Origin of the sequence: Chryseobacterium sp. KLBC 52, assembly GCF_003347605.1 — a bacterium.
Classification (GTDB): Bacteria; Bacteroidota; Bacteroidia; order Flavobacteriales; family Weeksellaceae; genus Chryseobacterium.
This window is the reverse complement of record NZ_QDFZ01000009.1, coordinates 175,251-187,688: the sequence shown is the minus strand read 5'-3', so window position 1 is coordinate 187,688 and position 12,438 is coordinate 175,251. Positions and strand designations below refer to the sequence as shown.

The 12,438-nt window shown below is 39.1% G+C and carries 5 protein-coding genes, 1 tRNA gene and 2 rRNA genes; 4 read left to right on the top strand and 4 right to left on the bottom strand.

Annotation, left to right across the window (positions count from 1 at the left end):
* The first annotated feature begins 6 nt into the window (after window positions 1–6).
* From DDF69_RS11975 to rrf, 3 genes are all read left to right on the top strand, one after another.
* Window positions 7–80 (top strand) — tRNA-Ala (locus DDF69_RS11975).
* Window positions 81–233: 153 nt separating this feature from the next.
* Window positions 234–2,988 (top strand): 23S ribosomal RNA (locus tag DDF69_RS11970).
* A 158-nt stretch (window positions 2,989–3,146) separates the two neighbouring features.
* A 5S ribosomal RNA gene (gene rrf, locus DDF69_RS11965) occupies window positions 3,147–3,254 on the top strand.
* A 529-nt stretch (window positions 3,255–3,783) separates the two neighbouring features.
* Here rrf and DDF69_RS11960 read toward each other — a convergent pair.
* From DDF69_RS11960 to DDF69_RS11945, 4 genes are all read right to left on the bottom strand, one after another.
* Window positions 3,784–5,439 (bottom strand): SusD/RagB family nutrient-binding outer membrane lipoprotein, encoded by a 1,656-nt coding sequence (locus tag DDF69_RS11960; protein ID WP_114820967.1) that lies wholly within the window; start codon window positions 5,437–5,439, stop codon window positions 3,784–3,786.
* 24 nt (window positions 5,440–5,463) lie between these two features.
* Window positions 5,464–8,604, bottom strand: a complete 3,141-nt coding sequence (locus tag DDF69_RS11955) for a SusC/RagA family TonB-linked outer membrane protein (protein ID WP_114820966.1) — start codon at window positions 8,602–8,604, stop codon at window positions 5,464–5,466.
* Between the two features lie 340 nt (window positions 8,605–8,944).
* The gene (locus DDF69_RS11950) at window positions 8,945–10,573 is read right to left on the bottom strand and encodes an acyl-CoA carboxylase subunit beta (protein WP_114820965.1); all 1,629 of its coding nucleotides are present in this window, start codon (window positions 10,571–10,573) and stop codon (window positions 8,945–8,947) included.
* A gap of 282 nt (window positions 10,574–10,855) precedes the next feature.
* Complete coding sequence (locus tag DDF69_RS11945) at window positions 10,856–11,377, bottom strand: GNAT family N-acetyltransferase (RefSeq protein WP_114820964.1); 522 nt, start codon at window positions 11,375–11,377, stop codon at window positions 10,856–10,858.
* A 171-nt stretch (window positions 11,378–11,548) separates the two neighbouring features.
* Here DDF69_RS11945 and DDF69_RS11940 point away from each other — a divergent pair, with 171 nt between their 5' ends.
* Entirely contained in the window at window positions 11,549–12,427 is an 879-nt protein-coding gene (locus DDF69_RS11940) for a DMT family transporter (RefSeq protein WP_114820963.1), read from the top strand.
* Window positions 12,428–12,438: the final 11 nt, after the last annotated feature.

Here is a 12,438-nt window from a genome sequence, read left to right as displayed (position 1 = left end):
CTAGAGGGGGAATTAGCTCAGCTGGCTAGAGCGCCTGCCTTGCACGCAGGAGGTCAAGGGTTCGACTCCCTTATTCTCCACAGTTTTGGAAGACTGATTTAAAAGTTACGGATGGAGCCAAAAACAACATCTGTTCATTAGTCGGAAAAAAAGAAATTAAGATCATTGACATTAACGGTAAAGACATCACAAAGAGAAAACCGAGCGCATAAAGCGCTTGAGTAACCAATAGGAAAGAAATCGTTAAGGGCGTATGGCGGATGCCTAGGCTTTCAGAGGCGACGAAGGACGTGGTAAGCTGCGAAAAGCTGCGGGGATTGGCACACACGAATTGATCCGCAGATATCCGAATGGGGCAACCCGGCATGTTGAAGACATGTCACCTCGTAAGAGGAGCAAACCCGGAGAACTGAAACATCTAAGTACCCGGAGGAAAAGAAATCGAAGAGATTCCGTAAGTAGTGGCGAGCGAAAGCGGATTAGCCCAAAAGTCTTTTTATGTTTAGAGGAATGTTCTGGAAAGAACAATCGTAGAAGGTGATAATCCTGTACTCGAAAGGCATATTAAGATGATAAATGAGTAGGGCGGGACACGTGAAATCCTGTCTGAATATGGGGGGACCATCCTCCAAGGCTAAATACTCCTGAAAGACCGATAGTGAACAAGTACTGTGAAGGAAAGGTGAAAAGCACTTCGAATAGAAGGGTGAAATAGAACCTGAAACCGTACGCCTACAAGCGGTCGGAGCAGCGTAATGCTGTGACGGCGTGCCTTTTGCATAATGAGCCTACGAGTTAATTTTACTAGCGAGGTTAAGGTATTAAGTACCGGAGCCGGAGCGAAAGCGAGTCTGAATAGGGCGGATAGTTAGTAGGATTAGACGCGAAACCTTGTGATCTACCCATGGGCAGGTTGAAGCTCTGGTAACACAGAGTGGAGGACCGAACCGGTTGACGTTGAAAAGTCTTCGGATGACCTGTGGGTAGGGGTGAAAGGCCAATCAAACTGGGAGATAGCTCGTACTCTCCGAAATGCATTTAGGTGCAGCGTCGTATATAAGTTTATTAGAGGTAGAGCTACTGATTGGATGCGGGGGTTTCATCGCCTACCAATTCCTGACAAACTCCGAATGCTAATAAATGTTCTACGGCAGTGAGGGCATGGGTGCTAAGGTCCATGTCCGAGAGGGAAAGAACCCAGACCAACAGCTAAGGTCCCAAAATATATGTTAAGTTGAAGCAACGCGGTTGGACTGCATTGACAGCTAGGATGTTGGCTTGGAAGCAGCCATTCATTTAAAGAGTGCGTAACAGCTCACTAGTCGAGCGGTCCGGCATGGATAATAATCGGGCATAAACATATTACCGAAGCTATGGATTTATATTTTAGATATATCTGGTAGGAGAGCATTCTATTTGCGCCGAAGCAGTACTGTGAGGTATTGTGGAGCGGATAGAAAAGAAAATGTAGGCATAAGTAACGATAAAGCAGGCGAGAAACCTGCTCACCGAAAGACCAAGGCTTCCTCAGCCATGCTAATCAGCTGAGGGTTAGTCGGGACCTAACGCGAACCCGAAAGGGGTAGTGGATGGACAATGGGTTAATATTCCCATACTTGCTCACGAATAAAGGGGACGGTTGGATGTAGCTGCTGGAGACTGACGGAATAGTCAAGGCCTAGCCTTCGGGCGAAGCTGCTGTAGTGTAATCTGATCCAAGAAAAGCCGAAGTGAAGCAACCCGTACCAAAACCGACACAGGTGGTCGAGGAGAGAATCCTAAGGTGCTCGAGTGAGTCGTGGCTAAGGAACTAGGCAAAATAGTCTCGTAACTTCGGAAGAAGAGACGCCAACAGCAATGTTGGCCGCAGTGAAGAGGCCCAGGCGACTGTTTATCAAAAACACAGGACTCTGCTAAATCGAAAGATGCTGTATAGGGTCTGACACCTGCCCGGTGCTGGAAGGTTAAGGAAGGTGCTTAGCGTAAGCGAAGGCATTAACTGAAGCCCCAGTAAACGGCGGCCGTAACTATAACGGTCCTAAGGTAGCGAAATTCCTTGTCGGGTAAGTTCCGACCTGCACGAATGGTGTAACGATCTGGGCACTGTCTCAGCCACGAGCTCGGTGAAATTGTAGTATCGGTGAAGATGCCGATTACCCGCAATGGGACGAAAAGACCCTGTGAACCTTTACTATAACTTCGTATTGACTTTGAGTAAGTAATGTGTAGGATAGGTGGGAGGCTTTGAAGCAGGCACGCTAGTGTTTGTGGAGCCGCCGTTGAAATACCACCCTTTACTTACTTGGAGCCTAACTTCTTTCAGAAGGACATTGCGTGGTGGGTAGTTTGACTGGGGTGGTCGCCTCCAAAAGAGTAACGGAGGCTTTCAAAGGTACCCTCAGCACGCTTGGTAACCGTGCGTAGAGTGTAATGGCATAAGGGTGCTTGACTGTGAGACCTACAAGTCGATCAGGTGCGAAAGCAGGACATAGTGATCCGGTGGTTCCGTATGGAAGGGCCATCGCTCATAGGATAAAAGGTACTCCGGGGATAACAGGCTAGTCTCCCCCAAGAGCTCACATCGACGGGGAGGTTCGGCACCTCGATGTCGGCTCGTCACATCCTGGGGCTGGAGAAGGTCCCAAGGGTTGGGCTGTTCGCCCATTAAAGTGGCACGCGAGCTGGGTTCAGAACGTCGTGAGACAGTTCGGTCTCTATCTATTGCGGGCGTTAGATGTTTGAGAGGGCTTGATTCTAGTACGAGAGGACCGAATTGAACAAACCTCTGGTGTATCAGTTGTACCGCCAGGTGCACCGCTGAGTAGCTACGTTTGGAAGAGATAAGCACTGAAAGCATATAAGTGCGAAACTCGCCTCAAGATGAGACATCTTTTAAGGGTCGTTGTAGATGACGACGTTGATAGGCTATAGGTGTAAAGACAGTAATGTCATAGCCAAGTAGTACTAATTACCCGTAGATTTATAGTCTATGGTTACTAATATAAACCAAGTGCTTTATGCGCAGTGAAGGTTTTGTCTTTGTGAAAGTTTTTATCGCTTAAAAACGCAATTGGCAACTAGCAGTTAGCAATTGGCAAAAACAGCCAAAAGCCAACAGCAAATAGCCAGCTGCTATATACAACCTTTAGGGTGGTTTTAGCGGTGGGGCTCACCTGTTCCCATTCCGAACACAGAAGTTAAGCCCACCAGCGCCGATGGTACTGCTAACGCGGGAGAGTAGGCCGCCGCCAGTTTTTATTTTATTTTTAAAAAACCTTTATCTTTACGATAAAGGTTTTTTTGTTTTCTACCCAGCTCAATTCATGAGCAATAGGTAATCAGTCAAGATGAGTAATCTCTGTTATCTTCTCTGTCTCATCCTCCAACTTCAAGCCTCCGGCTTCTGAATTCCTCCATCAATTCTTTATACCTGGTAGTAGTCTTTACCATCATTGCTGTTCTTTATCCCTCAGCATTGTCACTCCGTAGGAGTCTAAACAGAGTTCTTCTTTCTTAAAATGCTTCGACTCCGCTCAGCATGACACTGCTAATACTAGATGTTAAAAAACTTAGACATTAATTATCCTGTCATAGGTCTCCTTTAAACCTCTCATACATATAGCTTGATTCATGCAGGATGCATAATTGGAATAGAGATATAATCCTACTCTTTCACTGGGAGATGGTTGTCGTATAAGGATCCAATAGTCTAAGAATATGAAGATTGTAGATGGGGCGACTTAGACCCTTAATACGACAGGAAACCACTAGTGAGGAAGAAATTTATTTCTTATCCCACCATATGCGACCTTGTATATCACTTTCACTGGCTCCAAAGTCAGGATCTTGTTTCATCTTGTCAAGTGCATCTTTTTGGTTTTGATAATTCAGATTATCTTTTGAAGGGGTAGGAAGAACAATTCTTCTCGGCATTATTAACATAACTCCGGATTCACTGAATGGATTTTCGAGCTTAAGAGCTGTCGACACGTTAGGTATTCCAGTTCTTTTGATAAGTGCCCATACTTCATTTGGTTGTTTGAAATAATTTAAATATTCCTGAATAATGATTTGTTCCAGGGCCAATGATGGATTAAATTTAATTTGAGACTGGCTCAGATAGGTGATAATATCGGTATCATCAGCTGATTTATAATCATCTACCAATGCCTCTTTGGCAATATAATTATAGGTTTCAATAGACGCTCTGATTCCTTGTTCATAAAGATCTTTTGTATTACCTGCAATAAGATTTCTTGCAGCCAGTTCTGCTTTCAACAGAGAATAATCCGCATAGGTAAGGATGGGGAATATAGCATTTCCTGTCCCAATAATACCTTTTGAAGTATTTTCCGGCCTCCATATTCTATATTGTAATCTGGAAATGGTATCATAATTCACCCCATTTAATAATCTTTTTGCTGAAGTATAATAACGACTCATATCCGCTGAAACCATGTTAGGACTGACAAGACCACCAACATAACGCTGGCTTTCTGTAGCTTTTTCCATTTTACCAGCTGCAGCAAGCTTATCTATATTTTCCTGAGAATAATCATTTTGCTGAAAAAATATTGATATTCTGGGATCTTTGCTTTCGTTCATAAAGTCAACCATAGGTTTTGAAGCAGACATGCCTACAGGATTGAAATTACCATGCTCAGTAATTCTTCTGGCCCGTAACATGAAACTCTCTGCTGTACTGCTGATTTCATCCCTTGATAAAACCTGTGAAGCAATAGCAGTGAGTTTGGCAGGATTTCTTTTCATGAGTCTTGACGCAATTTTTAATCTTAGAGAATTAGCTGTCCGTTTCCATTTGCTTATATCTCCGTTAAAGAATAGGTCTTTCTCTCCCGGATTTACCTGTACAGATTGATCTGCACTTTGAATTCCATTATATACATCGTCTAACTGTTTGTCAAAAATATCATACAATTGTTCCTGTGTTTCATATTTAGGAGTTTGTGTTCCCCCATATCGAGCCTGGAATGCTTCTGTATAAGCTATACTGCCATTCACATCTGTTACATACCATGCATAGTAGACTTTTAAAATTGTGGCAATGCTTTTAATGTTCACGTATTTTTTTTGATCTTCAGCTGGCATATGATCAATTTTGTAGATGATGTCTGTAAGTAAAGCGCCATGATCTCCATAAAAAATATCTTTTCTTTGATTCATATTGGAGCCGTCATCCATAAACTGTGAAGAATTACCTGTACTGGGAACTAATGTCTGAGTCCAGGGCATAATTCTGCGGTAGTAATCATAATAGTATTCAAAACTGCCATCAAATCCTTTCATAATTGCTAAAGGCAACAGTTCTTCGGGAGTAGCTTTTATCTGATCTACGGGATTGGTATTAATCTCTGCAAAATCGCTGGTGCAGGATATAAACAGGGAAAATAATAGAGCAAGTATAAGTGTTTTTTTCATTTTAATAATCTTTAGAATAATATTTTAGAATGAGAAATCCAGATTAAATCCAAAATATCTGGACATAGGTGAGCCTCCATATTCTGCAAAGCTGCCTGCACTGTTGGAATATTTTCCTTCAGGATTGATCCCATCCGGTAGTTTATTGTATATATAGAATAAGTTTCTAACGATAAGGGAGAGGTTCAGAGTATTTACTCCAAGAGATTTAATCATTTCCGGTTTAAAGGAATAGGTTAAGCGTGCTTCACGAAGGGAAACCCAAGTATTTTCAAATATAGACTGTTCCCGGATTCCTCTACTCCATGAGCCCAAATTGTTGTAATAAGAAGCTGTACTTACAGGGTCGATCCATCCTTTTTCATAGGCTTCCTGATAGGTCATACCACTTACATCTCTGGTAACTCCTTGTTTATCTTTTATGCTGGTATTCTGGTTAAATACTCCTTCGGGAATTACCCCAAACTGAATGTTGCCATTGGAATCTGTATATTTGATTCCTCCTCTCTCTTCATCCCTGTACTGTAATGTGGAGGATAAATTACCAAACTGAACACCATAATTATAGGTGGCAGAAAGAATATCGCCTCCTACTCTTGCATCTATCAGTACACTTAAAGATAAATTTTTATACCTGAAAGTATTTCTGAAGCTGGCTAAAAAATCAGGAGTTAACTTTCCTACTGTAGTATACCCCTGGTTTTGGTAAGAATCTGATCTCAGATATGAGCCATCAGCTTTCAGAACTTTCATTCCATTTCTGGGATCATCAATTTTATTACCATTTGCGTCCAGTGCCTGATATCTTGCATAGGCATATTTGGTTTGTATCAAACCGTATTGTTGGCCTGGTATTGCTATACTTTTTACATCAGTTCCCATACCCCAGTTTAATACATATTCAGTAACTCCCGGATAAAGTTCAATAAGTTTATCCCTGTTTTGAGAGAAGGTAACTGTTGTATTCCATTTGAAGTTGGATGATTTTACCGGAATTGCATTGACAATTACCTCTATACCCTGATTTTGCAGATTTCCTGCATTGATCTGCTGTTGGCTAAGCCCAGACTCTTGTGGTAAGGAAAGTGTTAGCAGCTGATTGGTAGTGTTGGTTTTATAAAATGATACATCAAAATCCAGCCGGTTATTGAGAAAAGCCATATTTAATCCAAACTCTATGGATCTGCTCAATTCATTTTTTAAATTTAAATTCGCGAGTGAGTTACTATTGAAGCCAACTAACGGAATGCGTGTTCCGTCAGGTGAATTGTAAGCAGAAGGATCGGGTCTGTAGTAGAGACCAGAGCTCGTACTGTATGGCGAAGTATCTCTTCCCACCCATGCCAGACTTCCTCTCAGGCTTCCGGAATTTATCCATTTTGGAAGTTGTAAGGAATTAGAAAATATCCAGTTTCCAACAAATGAAGGATAGAAATAGCTTATGTTTCCATGTCCATCTGGATATGCCAATGTGGAAGACCAGTCATTCCGACCTGTAATATCAATGAATAGCTGGTTCTTCCAGGCGAAATTGGCAAAAGCGTACAGTCCCTGAATTCTTTTTGGAGACTGATTGCCATCAGCATAATAGGTCTCGCTTCCTACCGGATCTATTGAGTTCTGGATTTGGAAAACGCCGGGAGAATTCAGTCCTCCGTTGGTCCATTGTCTTGTAGCTTTATATTTGGATCTGAAGTCTTCTCCACCAATAGATGCATTAAGGGTAAGATTCTCTGTTAATTTGAAGTTGGCATTTAATAAAAATTTTGTAGTATACTGTTCTTTTCTCCCTTCCAAAATGCTATAACCACCTCCTGTGAACCCTGGGTTTTCTCCAAGTATTTTAGATTCATTAATAAAATCATAATTATTGAAGTTGCCGGTTACCAGAAGGTTTAACCAGTCTGTTAGCTGGGATTTGAGTTCGATCCTGCCTATATAGTTGTTTTCTTTCTGGGTTCTTGTATTCTGGAAAAGATTAAAATAAGTAGATGCCATACCGTAAGGGTCCGCATTGTCTTGTTTCATTCCTCCTTTTACAGGGTCCAGATAATTGTTTTTCCAATATACAGCATCAAAACTTCTGGGAGTACCATATATAAAGCTGAAGAGTGGGCTTTCATTTCCTCCCTGGGGTACTGGATTTTGCCCGAAAGACCGATTATAGTTGAAACTTGCATCTACCTGCAAATATTTACTGTACTGATGGGTTGCGCGGATAAAATAGGCATTTTTGATAAACTTATTACGGGGAAGAATTCCATCAGCTTCCTGATTGGTATAACTCAATAAAATAGTAGATTTATCATTTCCTCCGGAGAGTTCGAATGAGTTTTTACGATCAAATCCTACCTGGTAAATATCCTTATAATTATTGGGTTGAGGATTCCATAGAATTGTTCTGCCATCAATATCCTGTACCGGTTTTCCATCAAATTTTGGCCCATAACTGTAAAAAAAATTGTTGGGATCTATAAAACGGTCTCCGTTTGCATCTGTTGAAAAACCAGAACTGAATCCGGCGCCAAATTCATTCTGAAATATGGGACCATTATAGACATGCTGTGTAGTAAGAGAAGAATTTACCCTGACACCCAATCCGTTAGTGCCTTTTCCTTTTTTGGTTGTAATGACAATAACCCCATTAGCAGCCCGTGAACCGTACAGAGCAGATGCTGCAGCACCTCTTAAAATGGAAACGGACTCAAAAACATCTGAGTTAAGATTTTTCATTTCATTACCGAAATCATAACCAGAACCCCAGGAATCCGCACCGGTTACTCCATTGTCTATAATTACTCCGTCAACAACAATTAGAGGTTGGTTGTTACCTCCTAATGATGTATTTCCACGGATCTGAATTCTGGCACTGGACTGTGGACCTCCGGATCCTGCTGTTATTTCCACACCAGGAAGTTTTCCCTGAAGGGCCTCCATGGGGTTAACTACACCGGCCTGGGTAATATCTTTGGTCTCCACTTTGGTAATGGCATAGCCTAGTTTTCTCTGATCTCTTTTTATCCCAAGTGCAGTAACAACAACTTCGTCTATTTCCTTATTCTTTACTGAGTCTTTTTGTATTTTTTGTGCATTTATTTGATTTGTACTCAGTAGAAAACAAAACACACCGGCGGCCAAAGGCAACCCTTTATTCAATTGTTTCATTTTTTCTCATCATTTGCTTAATAGTACAATATTAAAAAAAAATATCGCACGAATATTATAAATTTAAATATAACATATTGGTTTTCAGTGTTTACTTGTTTGTGTTTTTATAGTTTAGGATTAATTTTAATGTATAATATTTTGTAATTAACAACATTGAAAATATAAAAAGTGATCATATGTTATTATTTGTGAATTTTATTTTTTTTATATGGTATGAGGTTTTTACTTATTAAATAAAGTATTTTAATGTGTTTTTATTGGGTGATTTATATCATATATGAAAAATCCCTTATCAATGTGATAAGGGATTGTTGTATTGAAAAGGATAACAATTCTGTTATACCTGAATTACTCCTAAGTTGAATTTCTCTGTAATGGGAGCATGATTAGCTGCTTCAATTCCCATAGAAATCCATTTTCTGGTATCGGCAGGATTGATGATGGCATCTGTCCACAATCTTGCTGCTGCATAGGTAGATTCAGTTTGTTTCTGATATTTTTTAGAAATCGTATCCAGAATTTCGTTATGCTCTTCTTCAGAGATATTTTTTCCTTGTTTCTTTAATGTAGATTCCTGAATCTGAGCTAATACTTTTGCTGCTTGTGCACCTCCCATTACTGCTAAATCAGCCCAAGGCCATGCAACAATTAATCTTGGATCATAAGCTTTTCCACACATCGCATAATTTCCTGCTCCATAAGAGTTACCAGTAATAATCGTGAACTTTGGAACAACAGAATTGGAAACGGCATTTACCATTTTAGCTCCATCTTTGATAATTCCGCCATGTTCTGACTTGGAACCTACCATAAATCCGGTAACATCCTGTAAGAAAATTAATGGTATTTTTCTCTGATTACAATTGGCAATGAATCGGGTTGCTTTATCAGCAGAATCAGAGTAGATTACTCCTCCAAACTGCATTTCTCCTTTTCCACTTTTAACGAGCTTTCTCTGATTGGCTACAATTCCTACAGACCAGCCATCCACTCTTGCGGTTGCACAGATAATACTTTTACCATAGTCTGGTTTATATTCTTCATATTCGGAGTTATCCACAATACACTTGATAATTTCGTAAGTATCATATTGCTCAGCCCTTGAAACTGGCATAATTCCAAAAATATTTTCCGGGTTTTCTTTGGGCGGAAAACTTTCTATTCTGTCAAAGCCTGCTTTTTCAGTAGTTCCGATAGATTTCATGATGTTTTTAATTCTGTTCAAAGCATCTTTATCATCTTTCGCTTTATAATCTGTAACTCCCGAAATTGAGCAGTGTGTGGTAGCGCCTCCTAATGTTTCATTATCAATACTTTCTCCGATAGCCGCTTTTACAAGATAGCTTCCGGCCAGGAAAATAGAACCCGTTTTATCCACAATCATGGCTTCGTCGCTCATAATTGGAAGATAGGCTCCTCCAGCTACACAACTCCCCATGACAGCAGAGATCTGGATGATTCCCATGGAACTCATTTTAGCATTATTTCTGAAAATTCGTCCAAAATGTTCTTTATCCGGGAAGATCTCATCCTGCATAGGAAGATAAACACCTGCAGAGTCTACCAGATAAATAATTGGAAGTTTGTTTTCCATCGCAATTTCCTGAGCTCTCAGGTTTTTCTTTCCTGTGATAGGAAACCAGGCACCGGCTTTTACAGAAGCGTCATTCGCAACGATAATGCATTGTCTCCCGGAAACGTAGCCAATCACTACTACTACACCTCCGCTAGGACATCCTCCATGTTCCTGATACATCTCGTATCCTGCAAATGCTCCTACTTCTATGGAATCTGAATTTTTATCGAGAAGATAATCTATTCTTTCTCTTGCTGTCATTTTTCCTTCATCACGAAGCTTTTGAAGCCTCTTCTCACCACCTCCTTTTTTGATCTCAGTGAGTAAGCGATTTATTTCTGATAATTTTAATCTGTTCTGATCTTCTCGTTTATTGAATTCGATGTCCATAAAATTTTCAATTTTTTACGCTTAAAGATACTATTTTTATGAGGAATACGAATTGGAAGTAAAACAGATGTTTAATTATTTGGTTTTTAGTAAATTGTGAAATTTTTAACTAAAAAATATTTTTAAATAATTTATATTTTTTCTAACTTTACACTAGAGTAACAGAGGTGATATTCTCTGCAAAATACTCTAAGTTCCTAGTTTATTTTTTTAATAGTTTATTATTTGAAGGCCCTGAAAGTTTAACAAATTTTCAGGGTTTTTTAGTAATGTATGTGGCTGTTAATAATACTTTCTATATTCTATAATATTCAGATCGGTAAGATGATCCTTATGTTTTTTATATTTTTTAGCAGGAATAAAGCCAAGTTTTTCCGGAATTTTTCTGCTGGCTGTATTGTCTTTATCCACAGGATATAAAATATACTCAAAAGTAAAATTCTTTTCCAGAAATTCTATGAGGGTCGTTATGATTTCAGTTCCTAATCCTCTTCCCTGAGAACCCTTTTTTAGCCATAAGCCAAGCTCAACAGATTCTTCTGTTATATTATGGATACCGCAGCATCCTATAAACTCTCCATTAGAGTCAAGAGCGACCATTACAAGATCTGTGTTTTGTAATAAAGTTCTTTTTGATTCAGCCACAAAGGTGATTATATCCTGTCTGTTCCCTTGCGGGTTAAAAGGCATGTATCTGGTCACCTCACTGGTAAAGTGTTCTACAATATCATCGATGTGTAAGTCGTCAACAGGACTTAAAGTCAGACGTTTTGTTTTGATTTCAATGCCCGGGGTTAGTATCATAATGAGTTGATTGATCTTTTTATTAAATTAATAGAAAGTGTTCTGAATTAAAAGTAAAGCTATTAAAAACTTTGTTTATTATCTTTTATTAATGCGAATTTATATTTTTTTGCAAGATTTATAAAAGCGTATTTGTAAATTTGCAGGGTAAAAATTAAAAGGGGATAGGTTATGCATAAATTGGCACTTTTCAGGTTGCATTTAATAGTTTTTTTATGGGGGTTCACTGCAATTCTGGGAAAATTGATTCAGGCCAATGCACAGATTCTGGTTTTTTACAGAATGTTGTTTGCTTCTATCTTTCTGTATGTATTCATCAGGATTTTTAAAAAGGAGAGCATAAAGGTTTCCCAAAAGATATTTTTTCAACTGGCAGCAATAGGTTTTGCCATGGCACTCCATTGGTATTGCTTTTTTTATTCTATTAAAGTTTCCAATGTTTCTATTGCGCTAAGCTGTCTTTCCTTATCTACACTTTTCGCCTCAATTCTGGAGCCTATTATTTTCAAAAGGAAAATTGATGCATCTGAAGTGATCATGGGAACTGTTATTGTAGCCTGTATACTCTTAATCTTTAAGACAGAATTTCATTTTAAAGAAGGCATTATTTATGGAATTCTGTGTGCCATATTCGGGACTATTTTTTCTGTTTTTAATGGTAAGATGTTTGGGAAAACAAGTTCGGGGAACATAATTTTTTATGAAATCTTCTGTGGTTGGTTCATTTTAATGTTATTTTATTTGTTTTCAGGGCAAATTTTTCAAATGAATGAAATAAACTACAGAGATCTGGCGTTAATATGCTTGCTAGCCAGTGTTTTCACTGCTTTTCCGATGCTGGAATCGGTGAATTTAATGAAATATATATCACCTTTTACTTTAATTTTAACAGTTAATTTAGAACCTGTTTACGGAATTATACTAGCTTTTTTTATCTTTGGGGAATCAGAACATATGAGCCCTATATTTTATGTCGCTTCAGGTGTTATGATACTGGCAATCATTGCAAATGGATTAATAAAAGCCAGAAAAACTAAAAACTTAAACTAAGCATCAAATTT